The sequence below is a fragment of the Acidobacteriota bacterium genome (assembly GCA_016195325.1).
Classification (GTDB): domain Bacteria; phylum Acidobacteriota; class Polarisedimenticolia; order JACPZX01; family JACPZX01; genus JACPZX01.
This window is the reverse complement of sequence record JACPZX010000091.1, coordinates 15,718-42,310: the sequence shown is the minus strand read 5'-3', so window position 1 is coordinate 42,310 and position 26,593 is coordinate 15,718. Positions and strand designations below refer to the sequence as shown.

The following is a 26,593-nucleotide window of genomic DNA, read 5'->3' as shown; positions in this document are numbered from 1 at the left end:
GAGGAACAGCAGCGACGGGTCGCCGAGGATCTGCATCGGGCCCGCGATCGCGACACCGCGCGCCCCCGCCTCCCAGCCGATCCCCGTGAGAATCGTCGTGACGCACGTGATCAGGAAGAGGAATATCGAAAGGCGCCAGCCGCTGCGGCGCCGGGGGACGTCCATGGCGGCGGATGACGGGGCCGGGATCTGTGAAGCCGGCGGCTCGGCGCTCGGGTTCATATCGCTCAAGGCCGCTCCCGGCGGATCAGGCGAGGTTGCGCAGGTTCTTGCCGGGCTTGAACCGAATCGTGCGGCCGGGGGGGATCTTGACCTCACGACCCGTGCGCGGGTTGCGGCCGATTCCCTTCTTGCGCGGCTTCACCTGGAAGACGCCGAAGCCGCGCAGCTCGATCCGTTCGCCGCGCCGCATCGATTCCTTCATGGCGTTGAGAACCGCCTCGACGGCATCGTCCGCCTTCACGCGCGTGATGTCGGCTATCTTTGAGACCTGGTTGATGATATCCGCCTTGATCATCCCGCCGACCTCCCTGGAACTCCGTGCAGGCGCTGCCGCTCTGAGGCCCGGAGATTCTAGGGGATGAGATTCGCGGAAGTCAACAAGTCCTTTCTCGACCGTGAATTGCACAGTCGGCCCTCTTTATGGGTGAGACCGCGTGTGGTACGGTCGTCCCCGACATGCCCCTCCCTCGCATCGCCATCGTCGGCCTCGCCAACGTCGGGAAGTCCACGCTCTTCAACAGGCTGTACGGCCGGCGCCACTCCCTGGTCGCCGATCATCCCGGCCTCACGCGCGACCTGATCGAGGTGCGCGCGCTCCTCGGCGGCACCGACGTGATCCTCGTGGACACCGGCGGCATCATGCCCGACGGGTCGACTCCTCTCGCCGGCGCCGTGCGAGCCCAGGTCCTCTCGGCGATCGGCGACTGCGCGCTCCTTCTCTTCGTCGTCGACTCGAAGCGCGGGTGGAACCCGCACGACGAGGAGCTCTCGCGCGTCTTCAGGGAATCGGGAAGGCCCATCCTGCTCGTCGTCAACAAGGTCGACTCGCACGAGGGGGGGACGGCGGTGGCGGAGTTCTCCCGGCTCGGGTACGACTCCCCGGTCGCGATCTCCGCCGAGCACGGCCTCGGCATGGCCGAGCTTCACGCGGCCGCCGCGGAGCGCATGACCCCCTCGGAGAAAGCCCCGGCTGAGCCCCCCGAAATCCGCATCGCCATCGCCGGGCGTCCGAACGTCGGGAAGTCCTCCCTCCTGAACGCCCTCCTCAAGAAGGAGCGCGCGATCGTGAGCGACATCCCGGGGACGACGCACGACCCCGTGGACGCTCTCCTCGAGCATCGCGGCCACGCCTACCGGCTCATCGACACGGCGGGGCTCAGGCAGCGCGGCAAGGTCGAGCACGGATCGGAGGCGCTGTCGGTGGCGGCGGCGCGGCGCGCGGTCGGCCGATCGGACGTCACGCTCGTGCTCGTCGACGCGACCACCGGCATCGTCGCGCAGGATCTCCACGTGCTGGGGATGGTGGCCGGCGGCGAGCGCGGTCGCGTGCGCCCTCTCGTCGTCCTCCTCAACAAGATCGATCTTCTCAAGGGGAAGGCCGAGGTCGATCAGCGCGCCGAGCAGGTGAGGGAGCGGCTCAAGTTCGCGCCCTTCGCCCCGATCATCCCGATCTCGGCGCTCAGGAGGCTGCACCTCGATCGCATCCTCCAGGCGGCCGCCGAGGTCCACGAGGAGGGGAGCCGCTTCGTCGCGACCACGGCCCTCAACAACTGGCTCCACGAGGCGACCGAGGCGCACCGGCCGCCGGTGACGAAGGGGAAGCCGCTCACGTTCGTCTTCGTCACGCAGACGGCCGCCCGCCCGCCGCAGTTCGCCATCCTCACCAACCGCCCGGTCCCGCCTCACTTCTCGTACGCGCGCTACCTGGAGAACTCCCTGCGGAAGAAGTTCGCCTTCCGGGTGACGCCGATCGTCGTGACCTTCCGGGGGCGGGAGAGGACGGGCCGGCCGGTTCGTTGACTCCCCGTGGGCGAGGGATATAGATTACGCGGCCGGAGACGACATGGTCCTATTCAACTACTCGACCAAGGAACTGACCGCCAAGATCGTCTACTACGGCCCCGGGCTCTGCGGCAAGACCACGAACCTGCAATACATTTTCGAGAATCTTCCCAGTGGAATCCACAAGGGGAAGATGCTCTCGCTCGCCACGAAGACGGATCGCACCCTCTTCTTCGATTTCCTCCCGATCGACCTCGGGACGATCCGCGGGATGCGCACCCGGCTCCAGCTCTACACCGTCCCGGGACAGGTCTTCTACAACACCACGCGCAAGCTCGTTCTGAAAGGAGCCGACGGCGTCGTCTTCGTCGCGGACTCCCAGAAGAAGATGGTCGACGCCGACATCGAATCGTTCGCGAACCTGGAGGAGAATCTCGCCGAGCACGGCATGAAGCTCGCCGAGATGCCCCACATCATCCAGTTCAACAAGCGGGATCTCCCCGGCGTCGGCACCGCCGAGGAGCTGAACGCGGCGCTCAACAAGTACAACGCGCCGATCTACGAGGCGGTCGCGACGAGCGGCATCGGCGTGCACGACACTCTCAAGGCCGTCACCCGCCTCGTGCTCAACTCGCTGAAGGAGCGGTACGGGGACTCGAAGCGGGGCGAGCGCGAGCCGCTCACCGCCGCGGCGGTCGGCCCGGCGCCGGTGAAGGCCGAGGTCGCGTCCCCGCCGAAGGCCGAGGTGGCCGTCGCCTCGGCGAAGGCGGGGCCCCGCGCGGCCGCGCCGCGCCCTCCCGTGCCGATCGTCGTCGAGGAGGCCGCGGCCATCGAGATCGAGGAGGTCGACGCGCAGGAGCCCGTCCTCACCGCCGAGGCCTCCGCGGACGATGAGCCTCTGCTCTCGATCGAGCCGGACGAGGAATCACCGCTTCTGGCCGTCGAGGAGGAGCCCGCCGCCGACGATTCACCTCTCGCGCTGGACGAGCCGGACGCCGTCGAGCCCGCTCCCCCGGCGTCGATGGACGCCGATCTCGAGATCGAGTCGCCGCTCGCCGAGCCGGCGCCGATGACCATGCTGGAAGAAGAGGAGGCCTCGCCGATCGAGATCTCCCAGCCCGAGTCGTTCGAGGTCGAGACGGCGTCGGTCGATCCTCCCGCCGGCTCCTCCTCGGCATCCCGCGCGATCGTCGCCGCGTCGATCACGACGAGCGCGGAGACGCGCGCGATCCCGTCGGCGCCCGCCGCCGGTCAGGACGCGATGTCCCGCGAGACCACCGTGCCGATCTCGATCACCGTTCAGGGTCAAACGCTGCAAATCATGCTCACTATCTCGGTCCGCGTCGACAGGGGCTGAGGGGCCGGAGGCCGTCCGACTTGAACCTCGAGTGCCCCGGCTGCAGGGCGCGTCTCAAGCTCGACCCCGCCAGGCTTCCGCCCGGAGCGACGACGGCGGTCTGCCCGAAGTGCAAGACCCGTGTCCTCCTCCCCGGCGCGGCCGCGGCCTCGGCGGACATCTCCGTGAGCTGCGCTTCGTGCTCGGCGCGATTGCGGGTGAACGTCGCCCGGCTCAAGCCGGCGCCGAGCCAGAGCAAATGCCCGAAGTGCGGAGCGCCCGTGACCCTTCCTGCCGCGTCGGCCGCCACCCCCGCTGCGGAGACCGCACCGCCCGTCTCCGCGGCGACTCGAAGGCTCGATCCCCGCGAGCTCGGCGTGATGCTCGGCACCGTCTCGGCGGCGGCTCCCGGCGGGATGACGGGCCAGGCCTCGCCCCCGATCGCCGTCGAGGACGTGCTCGCGCAGAGCGACGTCGATCTCGGCAAGCTGATCGATCAGAAGGTGGACGGGCTCGGCAGGGATGCGTCGGGGAGGCAGCGCGCGGTCTCGTCGCCGGCGCTCGCGACCCCCATCGACAAGGTGGAGTCGATCCCGCTCGCGCCGCGCGCCGTCACGACCGGTGCGCCCGCCCGCGAGACCGCGGGCACCGCATCGCAGGCGGGCTCCCGTGATCTCTTCGAGCCGCCCCGCCGCGCGTCCGAGTCGGGGGGGCGAAGCGTCCCTGACGCCCCGCGGAAAGGGTCCGAATCGGGCGCCCGCCCGGCGCCGCGATCCGACGCCGCGCCGGCCGCGCACCCCCCGTCCGCCGGATCGCGCACGATGCCGCTGCTCGCCGCCGGCGTTGTCGGAGGGGCCGTCGTCTCCGCCCTCCTCTCGGTCGCCGGCGGCCTCGTCCCCGCGATGATCGTCCCGCGCGCCCCCGAGCCCCTCATCGCGATCGTCGGCGAAAAGGTCGCGCTCGTCCTGGTGATGGTCGTGCTCGCCGCCCTGGCGAGCGTTCTGAGCGGCATGGCGCGGCCGCCGGCCGGGACCGACGGGAGCGAGAGCGCCGCCCCGTCGGGGATCTCGGCCTTCCGCAGCGGCGTCGCCGCCGGGCTCATGGGGCTCCTCGCGGGGATCGCGATCTCCCTGACGCGCGGCGGATTCGACCTCCTCGTCACCCTGACCTGGACCCTCGGCATGGCTCTCTGCGGTCTCGCCTCCGCCCCGATCGCCTCGCTCCTCATGCGCCGCCCGACGAGCTGACCGCCCCGCGCCCCCCCGGCGTTCGCACCTTTTCGTCCCCCGTCTTAGAATGTCCACGGCGTGCTTCGGGCGCCCGGCCTTGGTGGCCTGGCGCACCGTGCACGGGGAGTCCCCCTTGAATCGTCGGGCCCGATCGCTTTCCGCACTCGCGCTCTTCCCGATCCTGTCGGCGGCGGCCCCGTCGCCGTCCTTCACCCGGCAGGCGGAGGCGCCCCAGCTCAGCATCTCCCCGTCGTTCCAGCTCAAGTTCAACGGGAGCCACAACTACCTCCTCGCGACGCTGGTGATCATCAACGCGAGCGGTCTCGAGATGCGCAACCTCACCGTGACGCAGGTCTTTCCCGACGGCTTCGCGCCGGCGGCCGCCCCCGACGGGATTCACGAGCTGCTCACGCGGCCGGAGGGGTTCGCCGAGTCGCTCCAGGGGTCGACGTACACGATGACCGTCCCCGTCCTGCATCGCCGGGAGCTGACGACGGGGTTCGTCGTCCTCAACTACAAGGGGCGCCCCTCGGACGCCGACGTCGCCCCCGCCGAGGTGAGCTACTCGGCCGGCGGAGAGGATCACAGGGAGAAGGGGCCGCCGGTCAAGCTCGACCTCTCGAAGTACTCGAAGTACAGCGGCTCGCTCTCCGAGTACCTGAAGCGCTACGCGGGGATCCAGATCAGGATTCCCGATTCGACCACCGGGGACTGGGGGTTCTCGTCCCTCGCGGCCAAGGCCCGCGCGCGGAGCCCGCTCGGCATGATCGAGGTCGACGGCGACGCCTCGGAGGGAAGGTTCAGCCTCCTCGCGGGCGCCCCCGGCGATCTCCGGGAAGTGCTCATGTCGTGGAGGCCGAAGGAGAAGGCGAAGGCCGCCTCGAGCCCCGAGGAGGTCCACAAGATCCTCTCGGATCAGATCGCCGCGGGGGCGGATTTCACGATCGAGCTCGAGGGGGCCGCCCCGGAGAAGGGGGCGTTCGCCCGCGGCGACGCCTGGTCCGTCGCGACGCGGTGGAAGGATCGCGTCCCGGCGCGTCTCGGCGAGGGGCCGTTGAAGTGGTACGTCTACACCGACCCCCAGAAGGGGACGCAGTACGTCGTGATGCTCCGGGCCCAGGGAAGGGGAGCCGGGGCCGGAAAGGCCGACGTCGGCAACCCGGAGAAGGAAGCGGCTCTGATGAAGGAGCTGGATGATATCGCGCGCTCGTTCCGCCCGATGTGAGAGCGCGCGGGGCGCTCGCCGCCTGGCGCTCCTCGTGACCGCGGCCCTCCTCGTCCCGGGCGGCTGGATCGGGGCGGATGTGCGCCCGCTCACCCTGTACCAGAAGGTCGCGCGCGCAACGCTCGTGGCGCGCGTGCGCGCGACGAGCGATTCCACGCGGAGGCCGACCCTCGAGGTGCTGGAGGTCTACAAGGGATTCTACCCCGGCCGATTCCTCTCCGTCGTCCCGTACTTCCAGGACAACTCCAACCCGAAGCCGTGGCTCCACCGCGAGGTCTTCAGGAAAGGGGAGGAGTCGGTGCTCTTCCTGACCCCCTACGACGAGGACAAAGACCTCGCGTTCGACGAGCCCGGGACTGCCCCCGGCGAGGAGGGGGGCGAGGGGCGGCTCTTCTCGATCCTGAACGCCGATCAGGGCAAGGTGGCGATCCCGAGCGAAGGGGCCGAGGCGCTCACGCAGACCGTTCGCCGCATCGTCGAGATCCTCGCGCTGGGGCAGAGCGATCTGCAGGCCGAGGCCCTCCGCGGACTGCTCCGCGAGCGCAACCCGATCCTGGTCGAGGCGGGGCTCGAGCAGGTGAGCCTGTACGATCTCGCGCGGGAGGAGGACGGCGCGGCGCTGCTGGCGCTCCTCGCGTCCCCACGGGACGACTTCCGGGAGAGCGCCGTGCGCATCCTCGGCCAGATCGCGACGGCGGCGCGGGCCGGAAAGCAGGATCTCCGCGACAGGACGGAGATGTTCAGTCGCGTCGTCGAGCGCGTCTCCGGCGATGCCGCGCCGTCCGTGCGCCGCGAGGCGGTCCGGGCGCTCGCGGCGATCGGAGGGGAGGGGGCGGCCGCGGTCCTCGATCGCGTGCGCGCGCAGGACGCCGACCAGCGCGTCCGGTACGAGGCGGGAGTGGCGCTTCTGAGGCTCGCGCCGGACCCGGCCCCCCGCCCCTGAGCCGCGGCGGGCGGCGATCTCGCGGGGCACCCGCGGCGATTGACACCTCCGAGAGAGCCGCCTTATCATCGCCGAAGGTCGGCGTCCACGCGCCTCCGCCTCTCACCCATGGCCAATCCGTTCAAGGACTACATCGTCAAGCTGCGCGCGGGAGATCTCGTGTTCAAAGAGGGGGATCCCGGCACCGAGATGTACATCGTGCAGTCCGGAAAGGTCGAGGTCTTCAGCGACTCCCCGCGCGGCCGCGTGACGCTCTCGGTGATGGAGAAGGGGGACTTCTTCGGCGAGATGGCGCTCCTCGACGGCGCCCCGCACGGGGCATCGGCGCGCGCCATCGACGACGTCGAGCTGATCGAGATCAACAGCACGCTCTTCGACCGGATGATCAAGGGGAACGTCGAGATCGCGGTGCGCATGCTCCGCAAGCTCTCCATCCGGCTCCGGGAGACCGATCGCAAGTACGAGGCCCTGCTCGGCGCGCCGGCCGCGGCGTCCGCCGCGCCCGCGGCGGCGCGCGAGCCGATCACCCGGACGGCGCCCCCCCCGGCGGTGCCGCCCGCGTCCTCTCCTCTCGACTCCGCGCCGACGCGCAACGCCGCGTTCGCCGGAACGCACGCCGAGGAGGCCGCACCGCCCGAGCCGCCCGCCGCGGCAGGACCCGCGCCGCACCGCCCCGCCGCGCCGCCGCCGGGCGTCGACGGCTGCCACGCGTTCCTCCTCAGCGAGGACGGGAAGGAGAACTTCCCGATCGCCGCGACGAAGGCCGTCATGGGGCGATTCGATCCGGTGACAGGACTCAAGCCCGAGGTCGATCTCTCGAACGTCGACATCAACCGCTCGGTCTCCCGCCGCCACGCGCGGCTCAACCTGGAGGGGGGGATCTACTACCTCATCGAGGAGCCCGGCGCGCTGAACGGCACGTTCATCAACGGCCGCAAGCTGATCACAGGCAAGCCGACGCGCGTGAAGGACGGCGACGCCGTCAGCCTGGGGACCGTCAAGCTGGTCTTCCACGAGACGGGGAAGGCCTGAATGGGCGCCCGCAAGCGCGTCCTGTCCGGGCATCGCCCCACCGGCGCGCTCCACCTCGGCCACCTCGTCGGCGCGCTGTCGAACTGGATCCAGATGCAGGACGAGTTCGAGTGCTTCTTCACGATCGTGGACTGGCACGCCCTCACCACGGGCTACCTCAACCCGACGGGGATCCGCGGCTCCACGATCGACACCGTCGTGGACTGGATGGCGGCGGGGCTCGATCCCGCCCGGTGCACGATGTTCGTGCAGTCCGACGTCAAGGAGCACGCGGAGATGCACCTCCTGCTCTCGATGATCACGCCGCTTCCGTGGCTCGAGCGGGTCCCGACCTACAAGGAGCAGCAGCAGCAGCTCGCGGACCGGGACATCAACACGTACGGGTTCCTCGGCTACCCCGTGCTCCAGGCGGCCGACATCGTGCTGTACGCTGCGGACTTCGTGCCCGTGGGAGAGGATCAGCTGCCGCACATCGAGCTCACGCGGGAGATCGTGAGGCGCTTCAACCAGCTCTACGGGCCGGTGCTCGTCGAGCCCGCCGCGCGCACGACCCGCATCGCCCGCCTCCCGGGGACCGACGGGCGCAAGATGAGCAAGTCGTACGGCAACTCGATCGACCTGTCGGACTCCCCGGAGGCGATGACGGCGAAGATCTCGAAGATGATGACCGACCCGGCCCGGGCGCGACGCTACGATCCGGGGAACCCCGACGTCTGCCCGGTCTTCGCGCTGCACCGGGCCTTCACACCCGAGACCAGGCTCGCCGAGATCGACGCCGGCTGCCGATCCGCGGCCCTCGGCTGCGTGGACTGCAAGGCCGATCTCGCGGCGAGGCTGCGCGAGCGCTTCGAGCCCTTCCACGAGAGGCGCCGCGAGATCCTCAAGTCGCCCGACACCGTCCGGGACGTCCTCGCCGACGGGGCGAAGCGCGCCCGGGCCGTCGCGTCTCAGACCCTCCACGCGGCGCGGAAGGCGATGGGGCTGGGCCATGAACGCTGAGGCGAGCGACGTCCAGGTCCGGCTCCCGGCCTTCGAGGGGCCTCTCGATCTCCTGCTGCACCTCATCCGCGTGAACGAGGTCAACATCCACGACATCCCCATCGTCGAGATCACCCGCCAGTACGACAACTACCTCGTGCTGATGAAGGAGCTCGACCTCCACGTGGCGGGGGACTACCTCGTCATGGCGGCGACGCTCGTCCACATCAAGTCGCGCGCGCTGCTCCCCGCGCCGTCGGCGGGCGCGCCGGCCGAGGAGGATCCCCGCGCCGCGCTGGTCCGGCAGCTCGTCGAGTACGAGAAGTTCAAGGCGGTGGCGGAGGGCCTTCGCGGCTTCGAGGAGCGCCGGAACGACGTCTTCCTGAGGCCCGGGGATCCGCTCGCGGAGTTCGCCGGGGAGTCCCTCCTCACGGTGTCGCTCTTCGATCTCCTCGGCGCCTTCCGGACGGTGCTCGAGAACGCGCGGTCCGCGCGGGCCATCGAGATCGCGAGGGAGGAGCTCTCGATCGCCGAGAAGGTCGAGTGGCTCCAGGCCGCCCTCGCGAGCGGCAGGCCGCTGGTGTTCCAGGAGCTGCTCGCCTCGCTCCAGAGCCGGGCCGAGATGGTGGTCACCTTCCTCGCCCTCCTCGAGCTCATCCGGCTCGGGCGGGTCCGTGCGGCGCAGCGGCACGCGGCGGGCGAGATACTGCTCCTCCTGAGATCGCCCGTCGAGGGCGAGCCCGGGGCGGGAGCCGGAGCCAACGGAGACGACGATGATCGCGGAAACTGAGGAGGGCGCCGTGACGGAGGGCGCCCGTGCGGACACGCCGATGACGGCGATCTTGGAGGCGCTTCTCTACGCCTCCGCCGAGCCGGTGACGATCGAGTCCATCGTGGACGCGTTCGGGGCCGATCGGGCCGGCGAGATCGACGCCGCGATCGAAGATCTGAAGGCCCGGTACGCGGCGCCCGGCCGGGGGCTGATGATCGAGAAGGTGGCCGGGGGCTACCGCATCGCGACGCGCCCCGAGATGGCGGACGTTCTTCGGGAGTTCGTGAGATCCAGGAACAGGTCGCGCCTGTCGCGCGCGGCGCTCGAGACGCTCTCGGTCATCGCCTACCGGCAGCCCGTGACCGCCCCCGAGATCGAGGCGATCCGCGGCGTGAACCCCTCGGGGATCCTGAGAACCCTGCTCGAGCGCCGCCTCGTGAAAATCGTCGGGCGGAAGAAGGTGGTCGGCAAGCCCTTCCTCTACGGCACCACCCCCGAGTTCCTCCTGCACTTCGGGCTGAACACGCTCGACGATCTCCCGGCGATGGAGGAGTTCACGGATCTCCTCGAGGTGGCCGGCCCCCCGGCGGAGTCGGCGCTCCCGGCCGCGGGGGAGATCCCCCCAGGGGCCTTCGACTCCGAGGAGGATCGACCGGGGACCGCGCGACCGGGATCCCGCGGGAGCGTCGAGGCGGGCTCGGAGGAGGAATGATGGCGCGCCCTCCCGGCCACGTGGAAGGGATCGAGCCCTACGTGCCGGGAAAACCGATCGAGGAGCTCGAGCGCGAGCTCGGGCTCAAGAACTCGATCAAGCTCGCCTCGAACGAGAACCCCCTCGGGCCATCGCCCGCCGCGATCGAGGCGTTCCGCTCGGCCTCGGAGCGGCTCCACCGGTACCCCGACGGCGGGGGATTCCACCTCCGCGAGAAGCTGGCGCGGCACCACCGGGTGCCGATGGAGCAGATCGTGCTCGGCAACGGATCGACCGAGCTGATCGAGCTGTTCGCGAGAACCTTCCTCGGCACCGACGGCTGGGCGGTGATGTCGGACCAGGCGTTCATGATGTACCGGATCGCCGTCATGGCGGTGAACGGCCTCGCCCGCACCGTGCCGCTGCACCGCATGCGTCACGATCTCGGGGCGATGGCGGCGGTCGCGGGCGGCGTGAAGCTCGCGTACATCGCCAACCCGAACAATCCGACCGGAACCTACGTCGGCGCCGCGGAGCTCGACGCGTTCGTCGCGCAGATGCCCGCGGAGGCGATCATCGTTCTCGACGAGGCGTACCGGGACTTCGTCGAAGAGGGGGACTATCCGGACGGCGTCCGCTACGTGCGCGAGGGACGCCCGGTGGCGGTGCTGCGGACCTTCTCCAAGATTCACGGCCTCGCGGCGCTCCGGATCGGCTACGCGATCACCGGCGAGGAGACCGCCGCCTCGATCGAGAAAGTCCGCTCGCCGTTCAACACGAGCCATCCCGCGCAGGCGGCCGCGTGCGCCGCCCTCGACGACGCGGCGCACGTGCAGCGATCCCGCGACGCCAACCGGGTCGAGCGCGCCTTCGTCGCCGCGGAGTTCACGCGGCGGGGATGGGCGTTCACGCCGTCGGTGGCCAACTTCCACCTCCTGGACATCGGCCGCCCGGCCGCCCCGATCTACGATCGGCTCTTGCGCGACGGCGTCATCGTCCGGCCGATGACCGCGTACAACTTTCCCACATCCCTGCGTGTCACTATCGGCACGAGGGAGGAGAACCTCAGGTTCCTCGAGGCGCTCGATCGCGCCCTCGGGAGAGCGGGCGGGGGAGGGGCCGCCCGGGCCTGAACCGGGATATCCCCTTTGGATTCCGTCGTTGACTCACTTCGAACCGCTGTGGTAGCGTTCGCGTCCTCTTTCTCTTCATCGGTTCGAGGAGTGACTTTCCGGGGGGAATGCGACCCCGCGGAGAGGCCCACGCACCTGGAAGGGTGCCGTCACTTCCGCGGCCGGCCGCAGCGGCGCCGGTCGATGGTCAGTCCCCAAGGAGACACAAGGATGCGCATCGTGCGGACGCGGTCACTTCTCGCTCTCGCCACCTCGCTCGGACTCGCCGCCGCGCTCCTCGTCACGTCGATCACCCCGGCGTCCGCCCAGAACAAGAAGAAGGCGTGGGAGGTCTACATCTACTTCGGGGACTACGGCAGCCAGACCGTCCCGACGGCCATCCAGCGCGGGGTCGTCACCACGTATCGCCTCGATCCGACGGCGGCCGAGTACATCATTCAGGACCCGAACACGACCGTCCGGACGGTGCAGTGCGTCATCTGCAAGAATCTCGGGGCGACAGGCCCGAATGATCAGTTTCTCGGGCCGATCGCGAGCAACACGTTCACCGCGGTCGAAGCCTGTCCGCGCAACAGTGGCGAGGCCAACGCCAATTTGAGAAACGGCGACCCGAACTCCTCGGATCCGTTCGGCCCCCCGGTCAACTTCAACGACGAGTGCGACGACGACATGGAGGCGAAGTACGTCTACAACGCCAAGGGGATCGTCACCAACCACGACGTCCAGGTGAACGCGAGCGAGTTCCTCCTCGGGATGCGCTTCGGCTACAACTTCACGCGCCACTGGGAGGCCGAGATGGACCTGGGGTTCACGAAACAGCGTCTCGACATGACGCAGAACCTGATCCCGATTCTCAGGACCCCGGTCTCGAACCCCGCCGACCCGTACTTCCAGCGGCTGGCCGACTTCTACGAGTTCACGTGGGCCAACCGCGACTACATCACGCTCGGGTTCAACCCCGTCACGGATCAGGCCGACCCGAACATCATCGTGCGGTTCACGGGCCTCGGGGAGATCCCGAACGTTCCGCAGCACCGCTACTCGAAGAACGCGGCGGCCGACATCCCGGCGGTGCTGCCGATGCCGAGCCACGCCGCCGAGACCTTTCCCGACGTGACCGCATTCGTCAACCGGATCCTCCTGAACCCGGGAGCCCTGCGAAACCGCGCCAACCAGATCAACACCAACATCTTCTCGAACGGCGTGAGCGCCGTCTACAACTTCAACACGAAGCCCGACAAGCGCCTCGTCCCGTATCTCCAGGCCGGCATAGGGATCTGGCAGCGGAAGTACGACGCCCCGTACAAGGGCGAGAACAGCAACTACTACACGTACGGCGGCGGGGCCCGCTTCTTCGTGAACGAGATCTTCTCCTTCCGATTCGATCTGCGGCAGATCATCTACCAGCAGTCCACGGCGACGATCACCGGCAAGCTGGGCCGGCAGGATCTGATCGACACACTCGGATTCGCCCAGACGTGCATGCGCGATCAGGATCCGCCGCTCTCGCAGCCGCCTCAGGAGTGCGACATGCACTACCTCCTCGGCTTCAACGGCAGCGGGGACCCGCTCCCGTTCGGATTTTCGGCACAGGCCGCGAAGCTTCCCCCGAACTCCGGCGCCGGCGGCCGCGCCTCGTTCTCCTTCGTCACGGCGACGGACAACTTCTGGGAAGCCCGCGTCGGGTTCGACGTCCTCCTGGGCGGGAAGTAGGCCGCGCCCTTCCTTGACACACACCCGCGTTCCGGCGTAGAGTAAGCGTTCACTTTGACTTAGCTCTCATCCTGCCCATTGCCGGCCCCGCGCGCCGCGGGCCCCCGCTGCCGTGGCGTGTGCGGAGAGAGCGCCGGGTGAAGATCCTGACCGTTGACATCGGAGTGGCACGTCGAGGGGAGAAGTATGGAGTTGCAGAAGGACGCCAAAGCAGAGTCGTCGCCCCGCGCACGCACGGGGTCTCCCGGCTTCGAGCCCATCGCGGGCCGGGGAGCGACGGCGATGGCGGAGGACCCGCTGAGCCGCGAGGACTACGAGAAACTCCTCGACATGTACGACGTCAGTTTCCGCAACCTCGCCGAAGGCCAGGTGGTGAAGGGGAAGGTCCTCAAGATCCTGCCGAACGAAGTCATCGTCGACGTGGGGTACAAGTCCGAGGGGATCATCGACATCGAGGAGTTCACCGGCCTCGACGGGAAGCTCCACGTCGCCGTCGGGGACGAGGTGGACGTCCTCCTCGAGAAGACGGAGAACAAGGAAGGGTACGTCGTCCTCTCGAAGGAGAAGGCCGAGAAGGTGCGCGTGTGGGAGGCGGTCGAGGGGGCGTACAACACCGGGGCCATCGTCGCCGGCCGCGTCATCGAGCGCATCAAGGGCGGCCTCGCGGTGGACATCGGCGTCCGGGCGTTCCTTCCCGGATCGCTGGTCGACATCCGCCCCGTGCGGAATCTCGATTCCCTCAAGGGGAAGGAGCTCCGCATGCGGGTCATCAAGGTGAACCGCCGCCGCGGCAACATCGTCCTCTCCCGCAAGGCCGTGCTGGAGGAGGAGAACCTCGAGAAGAAGAAGAAAACCCTCGAGGTCCTCGAGGAGGGGAAGCGCCTCACCGGCGTCGTGAAGAACATCACCGGCTACGGGGCGTTCCTCGATCTGGGCGGCATCGACGGGCTGCTGCACATCACCGACATGTCCTGGGGGCGCATCAACCATCCCTCCGAGCTCTTCAACGTCGGTGACGAGGCCGAGGTGGTGGTCCTCAAGTACGATCGCGAGACGGAGCGCGTCTCGCTCGGCTACAAGCAGCTCAAGGCCGACCCCTGGGAGCGCGTGGGTGAGCGCTATGCGTCGGGGACGCGCGTCAACGGCAAGGTCGTCAGCCTCACCGACTACGGCGCGTTCGTCGAGCTCGAGGAGGGGGTCGAGGGGCTGGTGCACGTCTCCGAGATGTCATGGACCAAGAAGGTCAAGCACCCCTCGAAGATCCTGACGGCCGGGACGCAGATCGAGGCCGTCGTGCTCGACGTCGACCTCAAGCAGCGCCGCCTGAGCCTCGGGCTCAAGCAGATCGAGCCCAATCCGTGGAGCACCATCGCGGACAAGTACGAGGTCGGCTCCAAGATCACCGGGAAGGTCCGCAACCTGACCGATTTCGGGGCATTCGTCGAGGTCGAGGAGGGGGTCGACGGGCTCATCCACATCTCCGATTTGTCCTGGACCAAGCGCATCAAGCACCCCTCGGAGCTGCTCAAGAAGGGGGACACGGTCGAGGCGATCATCCTGAAGATCGACGCGGAGAACCAGCGTCTCAGCCTGGGCCTCAAGCAGCTCGGCCCCAACGTCTGGGACGATTTCTTCCAGCACCACAACGTCGGCGACACCGTCACCGGAAGGGTCGTGCGGCTCGCGGACTTCGGACTGTTCGTCGAGATCGCCGAGGGGGTCGAGGGGCTCGTCCACGTCTCCGAGCTGGCGGACGAGCGCGTGGAGCACCCTCGCGATCGCTTCGCGGAGGGGCAGGAGATCACCGCGAAGATCCTCAAGCTGGACACGGTCGAGCGCAAGGTTGGGCTCAGCATCAAGGCCGCTGGCGCCGACGCGGACCGGGAAGCGTACAGCAATTATCGCGACAACCGATCGGGCGGAGCCAGCATCGGCGAGATGGTTGGAGAGATCCCCTCGGCAGGGCGCCGGAAGCCGCGCGACGTTCCGCCGGAGCCCGAGACCGAGACCGATGAAGACTGAGGACGCGAGGCGCGCATGACCAAGGCGGAGCTCGTCGAAGAGGTCGCGAAGGTCTCGGACCTGACCAAGAAACACTCCGAGGTCATCGTCAACACGGTCTTCCAGTCCATCGTCGACGCCCTGCACAAGGACGAGAAGATCGAGCTGCGCGGGTTCGGGTCGTTTCGAATCCGACAGCGGCGCTCGCGGCAGGGGCGGAACCCGAAGACCGGTGAGAAGGTCCACGTGCCGGCGAAGAAGATCCCGTACTTCAAGCCCGGCAAGGAGCTCAAGGAGCTGATCAACCGCTCACCGGAATAGATGGACAGTCTCTTCGCTCCCTGGAGATACGCCTACCTCGTCCAGGAGAAGGCTCCGGCCGGGTGCGTCTTCTGCGCCGCGTTCGCGTCACCCGACGACGTCTCCCATCTCGTCGTCCACCGGGGAGCGCACAACTTCGTCATCCTGAATCTGTACCCGTACAACAACGGTCACCTGATGATCGTGCCGAACGCCCACCTCTCGACGCCGACGGCGTCGACTCCCGAGCAGCGCGCCGAGATGTTCGAGCTGGCGGCGGTGGTGGAGGAGGTCCTGCGCGAGGCGTACCGCCCGGACGGACTCAATCTCGGGATGAACCTCGGCCGGGCCGCCGGCGCCGGCATCGAGCAGCACTTCCACCTCCACATCGTGCCGCGCTGGTCGGGTGACACCAACTTCATGGCCGTCACCGCCGGCACCCGGGTGATCCCCGAGGACCTTCGCGCCTCCCGCGATCGCCTCAGCGAGGGATTCCGCCTGAGGCGCGGCCGCACGTGACGGAGCGCCGGATGCGTTTCCGGATCGAGACGTGGGGCTGCCAGATGAACGAGCACGACTCCGAGCGGATGGCGGGCCTCCTGGCGGCGCAGGGCATGACCCCGGCGGATCACGAGGCCGAGGCGGACGTCATTCTCCTCAACACCTGCGCCATCCGCGAGAAGGCGTCTCAGAAGGTCTTCGGGCGCCTCGGCGTCCTTCGGGCCGCCAAGATCCGCCGGCCGGATCTCGTCATCGGCGTCTGCGGGTGCGTGGCCCAGTTGGAGCAGCGCGAGATCTTCCGGAGGGCGCCTCACGTCGACTTCGTCATGGGACCGCGCGCCATCCCGTCGCTGAGGCGCCTGGTGGAGGATTCCCGCACGCGGCGGCGGCATCAGCTCGCGGTCTCCGATCCGAGGGACCGGCTCGACCCCGAGGCCCACGAGATCGCGCTGCGATCGTCGAGGACGCGCGCGTTCATCACGGTGATGGAGGGGTGCAACAAGACGTGCACCTTCTGCGTCGTCCCGATGACCAGGGGGCGGGAGGCGTGCCGCACTCCCGATTCGATCCTCGAGGAATCGGCCCGGGCCGTCGCCGAGGGGTTTCCCGAGATCGAGCTTCTCGGCCAGAACGTCAACGCGTACCGGAGCGGCACCACCGATTTCGCCGCGCTGCTCGGCCTCGTGGGCGACGTGCCGGGGCTCGCGCGGCTGCGCTTCACGACCTCGCACCCGCTCCACTTCCGCCAGAGCATCGCCGATCGCATGGCGGACAACCCCGTCATCTGCCCCTTCCTCCATCTCCCCGTGCAGTCGGGTGCGGACGCCGTGCTCGAGCGCATGCGCCGCGGCTACACCGTCGCGGGGTTCCGGCGAAAGGTGGAAGGGGCGCGCACGCGCGTGCCCGGGCTCGCGCTCTCCACCGACATCATCGTCGGCTTTCCGGGGGAGACCGACCCGGAGTTCCAGTCGACTCTCGATCTCGTGCGCGCGACGCGGTTCGATCAGATCTACGCGTTCGTCTACTCGCCGCGCCCCGGCACACCCGCGGCCGAGTACGCGGACGACATCCCGCTCGCGGAAAAGGAATCGCGGCTCCGCGTGCTCCAGTCGATGCAGGCCGAGATCCAGCGCGAGATCCACGCGGAGCTCGTCGATCGCGAGGTCGAGGTGCTCGTCGAAGGGCCGAGCCTCCTCGACCCCCACGTCCTCGCCGGGAGGACGGCGACGAGCAAGATCGTCAACTTCACCGGGCCGGTCGAGTGGACCGGACGCCTCGTGCGCGTGCGCATCCTTCGCGCGTCGGCGAACAGCTTCAGGGGAGAGGCGATCGAGCGCGCGCCATCCTTGACTTCATCGGGGGGTCGGGATATATATGAGACGATTCTCCCGCCCTCCGGAGGTCTGGCGACGTGACGATCGAGATGAAGATCAAAGGTCTGATGATCGACCCCGTCACGCAGATGCCGATCGTCCTCCTCCGCGATCCGAAGAGCGAAGCGGTCCTGCCGATCTGGGTCGGCCTCGCGGAGGCCAACGCGATCGCCCTTCAGATCGAAAAAATCTCGACGCCGAGACCGATGACTCACGACCTGCTCCGGAGCGTCCTCGCGAGCCTGGACGCGACCGTCGAGAAGATCGTGATCACGGAGCTCAAGGACAACACCTTCTACGCTCTCATCCATCTCGTCCACGACGGGAAAGCTCTCACCGTCGACTCCCGGCCCAGCGACGCGATCGCGGTCGCGCTCCGGGCGAGCGCGCCGATCTTCGTCGAGGAGGACGTCATCAGCAAGGCGAAGAGCGTCGACATGACGAAGGAGGCAGGGGACTCCGATCGTCTGAGGCAGTGGCTCGAGAAGCTGGATCCCGATGAGCTCGGCAAGTACGAGATGTGAGAGAGTTCGCCGAGCCCCGCCTCTCGTTTTCGTCGTAAGTAACTGTAAATAAATGATTTATCAAGATCGGCCGGAGGGGGTTCGGCCGAATTCGTCGAGGCGCTTCGGCCTTCGCCACCAGATGCCGCCCACGAGCACGCCGCCCATCCCGATGCCCACGAGATGATCGTCACGATCTGCAATCAAAAAGGTGGCGTGGGAAAAACCACGACCGCCATCAATCTCAGTGCGGCCATCGCGGAGAAAGGCCTCAAGACCCTCCTCGTCGATCTCGACCCTCAGGGAAACGCGAGCCTCTCCTACCTCGAACGGAACCAGGTCGGCCTCTCCGTCTACGAGGCGCTCACCGAGCCCAACATCACGTTTCGTGACGTCGTCCACCGCTCGCCGATCCTTCACCTCGACATCGCCCCCGCGAAGATCAACCTGGCGAAGCTCGAGAGCCGCCTGGTGGGGGAAATGGACTCGCACTTCCGCCTCAAGGACAGGATTCAATCGGTCATCGCCGACTACGATTACATCATCGTGGACACGCCGCCGACGCTTGGGCTCCTCACGGTAAACGCTCTCGTCGCCGCCACTCATCTTCTCATCCCGATCCAGAGCTCGTACTTCTCCCTCGAGGGAACGGACGATCTCCTGGAGACGGTCGAAAAGGTGAAGGCGCGCCCGAACCCCGATCTCCAGATCCTCGGCGTGGTGATCACGCTCCACGACAAGCGCACGGTCCTGGGCCGGGATATCCGCAAGCAGATCGCGCAGGTCTTCGGCGAGAAGGTCTTCAACACCGTCATCTCGAAGAGCATCCGGCTCGAGGAGAGCCCGGCGTACAAGGAATCGATTTTCACGTTCGCCCCCGACTCCAGCGGGGCGCTCGACTACTACCGCCTGAGCGAGGAGGTCATCGGCCGTGTCTAAGACTCGAGGTCTTCCCACGGATCTGCGGATGCGTCACGACGTCCACTTCGTGGACCAGCTCGCCGCCCCTCAGACGCAGTCGATTGGAAAGATGATCGATCTGCTCGAGCTCGACCCAAACCCGCAGCAGCCGAGGCGGGAAATCGGCGACCTGACGGATCTCGTCGCCTCGATCAAGGAGAAGGGGATTCTTGAGCCCATCCTCGTTCGGCACCTCGGCCTCCGGTATCAGATCATCGCAGGCGAGCGGCGCTACCACGCGGCGAAGGCCGCGGGCCTCGCGCAGGTGCCGTGCATCGAGCTCGAGGTCGACGACAGGGGAGTGCTCGAGATCTCCCTCATCGAGAATCTCCAGCGGCGTGATCTCGATCCGTTCGAGGAAGGCGATGCGATCCGCGAGCTCTGCGATCGCTTCGAGTACACGCACGAGAAGATCGCGCAGAAGCTCGGCAAGTCGCGGACCTCGATCACGGAGATCATGAGCATCGCGAGCATCCCGATGGATCTCCGGGACATTTGTCGGCGCGCCGACATCTCAAGTAAGTCTTTACTCGTCGAGATCGCTCGGCAGCCGACAGCAGAGTTGATGGCCGAGTTCGTCGAGCGCATCGCGCGCGATCGTCTCACTCGAGACGACGCGCGCAAGCTTCGCGCGGTTCCACCTCCGAGCGGTGACGCGGCTTCCGCTGGCGACGAGTCCGCATCGAAGTCCGGCTTCACGATGAAGATCAAGTTCGAGGAGCTCGGCGGAACGCTACACCTGAAATTCGCTCAGCCCGAGGTTCGCCGCGGCGAAGTGATCGCGGCGCTGCAGGATCTCATCACCAGGGTTCGCAACTCCGGAGACTTCCGGGACTAGCCGTAACCGCCGCCCGACACTTTCCGCTAGGAAGCACACTACACTCGCGCCTGGCGAACTCGGGGATAGCTCCGTTGGCGTGCGATGAGAATTGGCTTGGGAAGGTCGTCTTCGATGATGACGTGCCAAATCCTACCCGGTCTCCCCGGTACTGGTCCCGTACCGGAGCAGTTCTCCCCAGGCAGTCGAGGAACATTTCGCGAAGGTCTTGTCGTTCGCTTCCAACCAACAGACGGTGAACCTTGGGTGGGCAACTTCCAGCGAGGAGGCTCTGGGACAGACGTAGTCGCTGTCCACCCGGACTGCAGTCAAGTGGTTGTGGTCTCGCGCGGCCAAGCGTACGTGGTCAATCCGGCCGCTCGTTCCGCGGTCACCCTCAGGTCGAACGCGATCACTCAACTTTACAGGGTCGACGAGCTGCGGCTGCTGATATTCGATCAGCAGGGAATCCGCTACGAGGCGTTGGGTCCTGACGGCATCCGCTGGCAGACGCGAAGACTCTCCTGGGACGGATTCCGGGGGATTGTTGTGGCTGGCGCAACCCTTTCGGGCGAGGCGTGGAACGCGATAGATCACGCGTGGAACTCGTTCAGCGTGAATCTCCATACCGGGGCGGCGGAAGGCGGAGCGTACAACAGGGCTGACGCGACCTCCGGGCAGAAACTCTACAAACCGACAAGCGTCAGCTGACTGGGGCGTGAAGCTGACCCGAGCCACGGGCCGCGGCGCGCGACGCCTTCGCTGCACGTCGGAGGGCATGAATGATGCCGATGTGCTTTGGTGCGACCGAAATGCGATTTAAGTTTCACGGCATTGTGGTGCCGTGGCTCTTGCTCCTCGCGTCTACGGTCTCGACTCCTCAGTGCGCCGACGCCGGTTCGGCCAACGAGGGTCAGGCGGGGTGGACCTATCACTCACCCGTCCATCCGACGTGGACCGGTCCCCACGACGACGTCAGAGTGTTCTCCATGGCAAGGGTGTTGGGTGACGACGACGGCGGAGAGCATTTGATCGGCCTGAGGTTGGGATATGGGTCGTGGTGTGACCACACCAGGGACTTCTTGGACAGCCGAGAGTTCTGGCTCAGCGTCCAACGACGTGCTCGGCAAGTCGTGACGAGTCTCGGTCTGGACTCAGACCCAGCGCACTTTGCCTTCGGTCCCGGACGCGCCGGCATCATCTTCCGGCCGCAGATCGAGCACCGCAGCCAAGCCCCACACGAAGGGCTGGGTGTGGGGGTTGGGGTGGGAGCTGAGGTGGCGTGCTGGATCGGAAAGTGGGCGCAGTTGTCGGCTACAGCGGTTCGATCGTTCACTGTTCCCGCCGGTGCGACGACCCAATATGTGTTTGCGGTCCGCGTCACCACGACGGTGGGAGAGTTGAAGTTTCCGAGCGATTAGAAACTGGGCCCCTAGCCAGTAATTTAACATAAGATTCATTATCGGACGTTGCAGGAACAGGCCCGCCCGGCTGGGACCGACGAGCGATGATGCTCTTCGGGCGCCTCCCGCACCACCCCCGGTCTTTCGCGCCACTCTCGCCAGGCCGGCCCCGGCCCCCGTGTGATTTCGCCCGTCGTTTGAACTAGCATCGGCACCGCTTCGCGCTGCTGCCAGCACCCACGACCCCTCGACATGAACCGACTCCAACGGTACGTCCTCAAGGAGATGCTCGGGCCGACATTCGTCGGGCTCCTGGCGTACGGGCTCGTCCTTCTGATGAACCTGTCGCTCGAGGCGGCCGAGATGGCGATCCGCCGCGATCTGCCGACGGGGCTCGTCCTCCGCTTCATCATCCTGTCGCTGCCTCGCATCGTGGTGCTGACGCTGCCGATGGCGGTGCTGGTCGGAGTGCTGGTCGGCATCGGGCGCCTCGCCGCGGACGGAGAGATCGCCGCCCTGAAAGCTCTCGGCTACGACGTGAGGCGGCTCGTGGTCGCGGCCGCGGCCCTGGGCATCGGGACCGCGACGATCACGTGGCTGGTCTTCGATCTCGCGGTCCCCACGACCAACTACGCCCAGCACCAGCTCCAGGCCGAGATCTTCATCTCGTCCGACCTGAACCGCGAGATCCAGCCGCGGGCCTTCTACGAGAAGATCCCCGATCTGCTCATCTACGCCGATTCAGCGAATCCCGCGGACGGAACGCTCGAGCAGGTCCTCCTGTACCAGAAAGCGACCGACGGCACCGAGGAGATCTCGACCGCCGCCCGGGCCCGGATCGAGTACCTCGAGGGGCGCGGCGACCTCAGTTTTCACCTCGAGGATGTCATTTCCCACGAGTGGGATCGCGCGCACCCCGAGGGCTACCAGCTGGCGCACCGCGCCGAGGAGTCGATCGTGCGCCCGCCGGACGTCTTCACCACGGAGATGCTGAGGTCACTCAAGGACCCGCCGCCGCCGAACCTGCGGGAGCAGGACGTGGCGCAGATCCGGAAGACCATCGAGGAGTTCCGGCACATGCCGAAGGGGCCCGGCCGGAAGCGCGTCCTCAACGAGGCGCTCGTCGAGCTCCACAAGAAGTTCTCGATCCCGGCGACATGCTTCGTCTTCGCGCTGCTCGGGCTGCCGATCTCGCTCGCCCAGCGACGCGGCGGAAAAGCCTGGGGGTTCCTGGTCTCGCTGGTGGTCATCGCAATCCAGTACTTCCTCCTCACGGCCGGCGAGCAGATGGCGGATCGCGGCCGCGTCTCGCCGGCCGTCGCGATGTGGGCCGGGAACGCTATCTTCGGCGCCGCGGCGCTCCTGATGCTCGCCACGGGCGGCCGCTGGAGCTGGGATCCGACAGCGCTGGCCGAGCGCTGGCGCGGGCGCCGCTACCGCGGGGATCGGGCCCCGAAGCCCGCCGCGGCGCCGGCGGCGAGCCAGGGCCCGGAGAGCATCCGCCCCGGCCGGACGGAGCCTCGCCGGACGGGCCTGCTCAGGTGGCTTCCGGCGATCGACGTCTACCTGCTCAGGACGCTTCTCGCCGTCACCGGGCTGGTGGGGCTGTCACTCACCCTCCTGTTCGCCCTCTTCCTCGTGATCGACGTCCTCGACGACCTCACGAAGAACAATCAGCCGGCGTCCATGCTCGTGTCGTACGTCGCCAACGCGCTGCCGAACTCGATCGCGCTCTACGTCCTTCCGGTGGGGCTCTGCGCGGCGACGCTGATCACGTTTGCGCTCCTGTCGCGGACGCACGAGCTCACCGCGATCCGCGGATCGGGGATCGGCCCGTACCGCGTCTCGAGCGTCTTCATCCTCTTCGCCGGGACGATCGCGGCCCTTTCGTTCGGCGCGCTCGACTCGGTGCTCCCGGCGACGAACCAGAGAGCGATCCAGATCAAGGATCAGATCCGCAACCGGAGCCCGCGAAGCTACCGCCAGCCCGAGAAGCGATGGATCTTCGGAAGCCGCGGCGACCTGGTGACCTTCAGCAACTTCAACCGCGACCGCAACGAGATCCTCGACCTCGGCATCCTGCGATTCCAGCCGAAGACTTTCTTCGTGAGGGAGCGCTTCTTCGCCGAGCGCGCCGGCTGGAGCGCCGGCGGGTGGGTCCTTCAGAACGGGTGGCGCCGGGACTTCTCGGGGGCCGAGGAGACCTTCGAGCCGTTCGCCCGCCTGCGCCTGGAGGACGTGGACCCGCCGGCCTATTTCGCCCAGGAGTGGAAGGCCCCCGATCAGATGAGCTACGGCGAGCTGAGCGCGTACGTCGCCGACATGGAGAGGCGGGGCTACGAGACGCTCGATCTGCGGGTCGGGCTCTACCGCAAGACCGCGATCCCGGCGGTCTGCGTGGTGATGGTCCTCATCGCCCTCGCGTTCGCGATCCGGACCGATCCCAGGCGCGGCCCCCTCTTCGGTCTGGGGATCTCCCTGCTGCTGGCGACGGTCTATTTCTTCGCGATGCAGACGTGCGGCAAGCTCGGCGAGATCGGGGTCCTCCCGCCGTTCCTCGCGGCGTGGGCTCCCAATCTGGGCTTCTCCGGGGTCGGCCTCTACCTCATGGCTTCGAGCCGATGGTAGCGGTCAGCTCGCGCAAAAGGCTCTCGACGTCCGGCTGGTTCGGGTCGAGGGACAGCGACATCCTCGCCTCGCGCAGAGCCTCCTCGCGCCTGCCGGCCGCCGCGAGGAGGCGGGCGTACAGGTTCCGCGCGAAGGTCCAGCGCGGGGTCGCGGCGCTGGCTTTCTCGGCGCTCACGAGGGCCTCGGCCGTCTTCCCCGCCTGCGCGAGGAGGAGCGCGCGCTGCGCCAGCGCACGGGCGTGCGCCGGGGATATCTTCAGCAGCGCGTCGAGCGTCCGCAGCGCCTCGTCGGGGCGCCGTCGCCGGGAGAGGTTCAGCGCGAGGTTGAACCGGGCGTCGACGTAGTTCGGATCGAGGTCGATCGCCTTCAGGTAGGCGTCGAACTCCCCCTGCTCGTCCCCCAGCGCGGCGAGGGCCGCTCCGAGGTTGTTGTGGGCGGACGGGTAATTCGGATCGGCCACGATGGCCCGCGAGAACATCGCCTTCGCCTCCTCGGTGCGGCCGAGCGCCATCAGGACCGAGCCCCTGTTGTTCAGGATGATCGGGTTCTCCGGATCGACGCGCAGCCCCTCGTCGTAGGCGGCGATCGCGGCGTTCGGATCGCCGGCGTCCTGGTACATCAGCCCCAGGTTGTTGTACGAGCCCGGAAAGTCGGCGTCCGCCTTCTTCGCCGCCTCGAACTGGGCGATCGCCTCCGCCACCCTTCCCTGTGAGCGGAGGACGAGGCCGATGTTGTTGATCGCCTCGGCGTAGTCCCCGTCGATCGCGACGACGCGGCGGTACGCGGCGATCGCCTCTCCCCCTCTCCCCTCGCGATCGAGGACGATGCCGAGGCTGTTCCAGAGGTTCGGGTTCCTCTCGTCCCGGTCGAGCGCGCGCCGGAACGTCGTCTCCGCGCGGGAGAGCTCGCCGCGATCGAGGTGGATGTTCCCCAGAAGGTTGTCGACGTCCGGCGCGTTCGGGTCGCGCGCCTGGACCGCGAGCAGATTCTCGAGGGCCCCGGCGGAGTCCCCCGTGGACATCAGCGCCCGGGCCAGGTTGATCCGGGCCTGTACGAAATCCGGATCGTTGCGGAGAGCCTCGCGGAAGGCGTGAACCGCCTCCTCGTGCCTCCCCTGCCGCAGCAGCGTCAGCCCGGTGTTGTTCTCCGCGTTCGGTCCCGTCTGCCCGATGTACCCGAGCGCGGTGAGCTTCGCGATCATCTCGCGGTCGACCGCCGCCTGCGCCTCGCCGCGCCCGCTCGCCTCGTCGGCCGGGCGCCGCCACTCTCCGAGAGCCTCGTACGAGGGGATGGGCTCCGGCACGGGACGCCCCGCGGCGCGATCCAGCGCGGCCGTCGCGACGACACCGTCCATGTCCCGCGCCGCCGGCTGGTCGAGCAGGGCGAGGAGCGTCGGCGTGACGTCGAGCACCGAGAGATCCTCGAGGACGGCCCCGCTCCGGAACCCCGGACCCGACGCCGCGAAGATTCCGAACTTGCGATGCCAGTCCGCGGCGGCCCCGATCCCGATGCGCGGATCCGTCTGCGGCCGGCCCGAGCCGCTCCGGAACCCGTGGTCGGACACCACCATCACGGAGGCGTCCGGCCCGGCGGCGTCGAGGATCTCGCCCAGGAGGCGATCCTGCAGGAGGTAGTACCGCTCCGTCACCATCCCCCACCGCGCCACGTCCTCGGCGCGGACGCCGGGGAGGCGCGGCGGCGCGTACCGCATGAACAGGTGCGCGACGGTGTCGGTCCCCTCGTAGTAGACGGCCATGACCCTCGGCCGGTACTCGCGCATCAGCGCGAGCGCCGCACGGTGGTAGATCCGCGTGGACGTGAGGATCGACAGCAGCTCCTGCTCGTCGGTCTCCGCCCCGGCGGGCCGCCCGAGGAGCTCGGCCGCGTCCCGCCCCGCCGCCTCGCGCGCCGCGCCCGTCTGGGCGGAAAGCGAAAGGACGAGGGGCTCGGGGTACGTCCGGCCCCTGAGCCCCTCGCCCGAAGGCGCTCCGCTGAAGACCTGGTACGCCACGCGATCGGTCACCTGGAACCCGAGCACCGGCTCCGCCGGCCAGGACGCCCACCAGGCGATCGTCCCCACGCTGATCCCGCGGCTCGAGAGCATCCCCCAGAAGGCGCGGGCCTTGCGCATCGAGCTGGTCACGGGAATGCTCGCCCCCGTGCGGGAGTCGGTCGCGAGGAAATCCAGGATGCCGTGCTTCTCGGGGCGTTTGCCGGTGGCGATGGAGGTCCAGATGATCGGAGAGAGGACCGGCTCGACCGTCTTGAGCCGCGCGCGCACCCCCGACGCGACGAGGGCCGCCAGGCGCGGCATCTTCCCGGCGGCGATCAGGGGATCCACGAACTGCCAGTCGGCGCCGTCCAGGCCGATGAGGAGGACGCGCCGGGCCTCGGGCGATGCGCTTTCCGCGGGCGCGAACTCGGCGCGGGGCCAGATCTCGAGAGCGTCGACGTCGGTGAGGCGCATCCCCGCGTCCGACACGGCCCGCCGGGCGGCGGCTACCATCGTCGCGCGCGTCCCGGGCTCGAGCGAGAGGAGGGCGTCGTACGCGGAGGCGGCCGCGACCGCGCGCAGCGGCCCGGCCACGATCTCCGCGAGGCGGCCAGGGTCCCGGTAGGCCGAACCCAGAACGGAGTCGAGGGCGCGGAACGATTCCGGATCGGGTGCGAGGCGCAGGCGCATGGCGATCTGGATCCCCGCCCCCTCGCGGCTCGCCGCGCCGGCGCCGCCTGTGCGACCGACGGAGATCTCGACGGGGAAGGGGCTCGCGCGATAGGAGTGATGACGCGAGAGAAGGGGGACGCTCCACTTCAGGCCCGGCGCCTCGAGCCGGGGGGATCCGCCGAGGAAAGACCGCGTGACGACGAAGGCCTCGTCGGGGGAAGGGACGTAGACGATCCCCGCGGCGACGAACCCCAGGGCCACGAGGGAGAGAACGGTGAGCCGGCCGGCGCGCTTCAAGACGAAGTTCCTCTCGACGCGCAGACCGGAACGCTCATGCCCGCGGCGGCGCGCGGCCGCCATTGTAGTGTCTGGGATGGAGGACGCGC

At 68.2% G+C, this 26,593-nt stretch carries 22 protein-coding genes and 1 pseudogene; 20 read left to right on the top strand and 3 right to left on the bottom strand.

The genetic code is table 11. The features are described from left to right. Together HY049_16410 and HY049_16405 are read right to left on the bottom strand one after the other, a co-directional pair. Positions 1–231 (bottom strand): hypothetical protein (locus HY049_16410; protein ID MBI3450485.1); only part of this gene is annotated, 231 nt, incomplete at its 3' end. Between the two features lie 16 nt (positions 232–247). Beyond that, complete coding sequence (locus tag HY049_16405; GenBank protein MBI3450484.1) at positions 248–517, bottom strand: integration host factor subunit beta; 270 nt, start codon at positions 515–517, stop codon at positions 248–250. A gap of 161 nt (positions 518–678) precedes the next feature. On the opposite strand from HY049_16405, the gene der reads away from it, so the two are divergent. The 20 genes and pseudogenes from der (at position 679) to HY049_16305 (ending at position 23,542) form a co-directional block, all read left to right on the top strand. Further along, entirely contained in the window at positions 679–2,022 is a 1,344-nt protein-coding gene (gene der, locus HY049_16400) for a ribosome biogenesis GTPase Der (GenBank protein ID MBI3450483.1), read from the top strand. Positions 2,023–2,065: 43 nt separating this feature from the next. Continuing rightward, a pseudogene (locus HY049_16395) lies at positions 2,066–2,647 on the top strand (GTPase domain-containing protein). Positions 2,648–3,381: 734 nt separating this feature from the next. Continuing rightward, positions 3,382–4,587: a hypothetical protein gene (locus tag HY049_16390; protein ID MBI3450482.1), complete on the top strand. Its 1,206-nt coding sequence runs from the start codon at positions 3,382–3,384 to the stop codon at positions 4,585–4,587. Between the two features lie 115 nt (positions 4,588–4,702). After that, complete coding sequence (locus tag HY049_16385; protein MBI3450481.1) at positions 4,703–5,794, top strand: hypothetical protein; 1,092 nt, start codon at positions 4,703–4,705, stop codon at positions 5,792–5,794. A gap of 34 nt (positions 5,795–5,828) precedes the next feature. After that, a complete protein-coding gene (locus tag HY049_16380) occupies positions 5,829–6,737 on the top strand; it encodes a HEAT repeat domain-containing protein (GenBank protein ID MBI3450480.1) in 909 nt (302 codons plus the stop codon). Positions 6,738–6,845: 108 nt separating this feature from the next. After that, complete coding sequence (locus HY049_16375; protein MBI3450479.1) at positions 6,846–7,769, top strand: cyclic nucleotide-binding domain-containing protein; 924 nt, start codon at positions 6,846–6,848, stop codon at positions 7,767–7,769. Further along, the gene (gene trpS / locus HY049_16370) at positions 7,770–8,768 is read left to right on the top strand and encodes a tryptophan--tRNA ligase (GenBank protein ID MBI3450478.1); all 999 of its coding nucleotides are present in this window, start codon (positions 7,770–7,772) and stop codon (positions 8,766–8,768) included. Then, positions 8,758–9,537: a segregation/condensation protein A gene (locus HY049_16365; GenBank protein MBI3450477.1), complete on the top strand. Its 780-nt coding sequence runs from the start codon at positions 8,758–8,760 to the stop codon at positions 9,535–9,537. The genes trpS and HY049_16365 overlap by 11 nt, the downstream gene beginning before the upstream one ends. A gap of 10 nt (positions 9,538–9,547) precedes the next feature. After that, positions 9,548–10,231: an SMC-Scp complex subunit ScpB gene (scpB, locus tag HY049_16360; protein ID MBI3450476.1), complete on the top strand. Its 684-nt coding sequence runs from the start codon at positions 9,548–9,550 to the stop codon at positions 10,229–10,231. After that, positions 10,228–11,343: a histidinol-phosphate transaminase gene (locus HY049_16355; GenBank protein MBI3450475.1), complete on the top strand. Its 1,116-nt coding sequence runs from the start codon at positions 10,228–10,230 to the stop codon at positions 11,341–11,343. The genes scpB and HY049_16355 overlap by 4 nt, the downstream gene beginning before the upstream one ends. A 210-nt stretch (positions 11,344–11,553) precedes the next feature. Further along, positions 11,554–13,056 carry an outer membrane beta-barrel protein gene (locus HY049_16350; GenBank protein ID MBI3450474.1) on the top strand — a complete coding sequence of 501 codons (1,503 nt, stop codon included), beginning with the start codon at positions 11,554–11,556 and terminating at the stop codon, positions 13,054–13,056. Between the two features lie 282 nt (positions 13,057–13,338). Next, positions 13,339–15,078 carry a 30S ribosomal protein S1 gene (locus tag HY049_16345; protein ID MBI3450473.1) on the top strand — a complete coding sequence of 580 codons (1,740 nt, stop codon included), beginning with the start codon at positions 13,339–13,341 and terminating at the stop codon, positions 15,076–15,078. 15 nt (positions 15,079–15,093) lie between these two features. Continuing rightward, a complete protein-coding gene (locus tag HY049_16340; protein ID MBI3450472.1) occupies positions 15,094–15,378 on the top strand; it encodes an integration host factor subunit beta in 285 nt (94 codons plus the stop codon). Continuing rightward, a complete protein-coding gene (locus HY049_16335) occupies positions 15,379–15,876 on the top strand; it encodes an HIT domain-containing protein (protein MBI3450471.1) in 498 nt (165 codons plus the stop codon). It begins immediately after the preceding gene. An 11-nt stretch (positions 15,877–15,887) separates the two neighbouring features. Beyond that, positions 15,888–17,273 carry a tRNA (N6-isopentenyl adenosine(37)-C2)-methylthiotransferase MiaB gene (miaB, locus tag HY049_16330; GenBank protein MBI3450470.1) on the top strand — a complete coding sequence of 462 codons (1,386 nt, stop codon included), beginning with the start codon at positions 15,888–15,890 and terminating at the stop codon, positions 17,271–17,273. Further along, the gene (locus tag HY049_16325) at positions 17,270–17,755 is read left to right on the top strand and encodes a bifunctional nuclease family protein (GenBank protein ID MBI3450469.1); all 486 of its coding nucleotides are present in this window, start codon (positions 17,270–17,272) and stop codon (positions 17,753–17,755) included. Before miaB ends, HY049_16325 begins: the two co-directional genes overlap by 4 nt. Before the next feature lie 162 nt (positions 17,756–17,917). Then, positions 17,918–18,673: a ParA family protein gene (locus HY049_16320; protein MBI3450468.1), complete on the top strand. Its 756-nt coding sequence runs from the start codon at positions 17,918–17,920 to the stop codon at positions 18,671–18,673. Next, the gene (locus tag HY049_16315) at positions 18,666–19,532 is read left to right on the top strand and encodes a ParB/RepB/Spo0J family partition protein (protein MBI3450467.1); all 867 of its coding nucleotides are present in this window, start codon (positions 18,666–18,668) and stop codon (positions 19,530–19,532) included. Before HY049_16320 ends, HY049_16315 begins: the two co-directional genes overlap by 8 nt. 246 nt (positions 19,533–19,778) lie before the next feature. Continuing rightward, positions 19,779–20,222, top strand: a complete 444-nt coding sequence (locus tag HY049_16310) for a hypothetical protein (GenBank protein MBI3450466.1) — start codon at positions 19,779–19,781, stop codon at positions 20,220–20,222. A 944-nt stretch (positions 20,223–21,166) separates the two neighbouring features. Further along, a complete protein-coding gene (locus HY049_16305; GenBank protein ID MBI3450465.1) occupies positions 21,167–23,542 on the top strand; it encodes an LptF/LptG family permease in 2,376 nt (791 codons plus the stop codon). On the opposite strand, the gene HY049_16300 is transcribed toward HY049_16305, so the two are convergent. Then, positions 23,520–26,504 (bottom strand): tetratricopeptide repeat protein, encoded by a 2,985-nt coding sequence (locus tag HY049_16300; protein ID MBI3450464.1) that lies wholly within the window; start codon positions 26,502–26,504, stop codon positions 23,520–23,522. The two genes, HY049_16305 and HY049_16300, sit on opposite strands and share 23 nt — an antisense overlap. Positions 26,505–26,593: the final 89 nt, after the last annotated feature.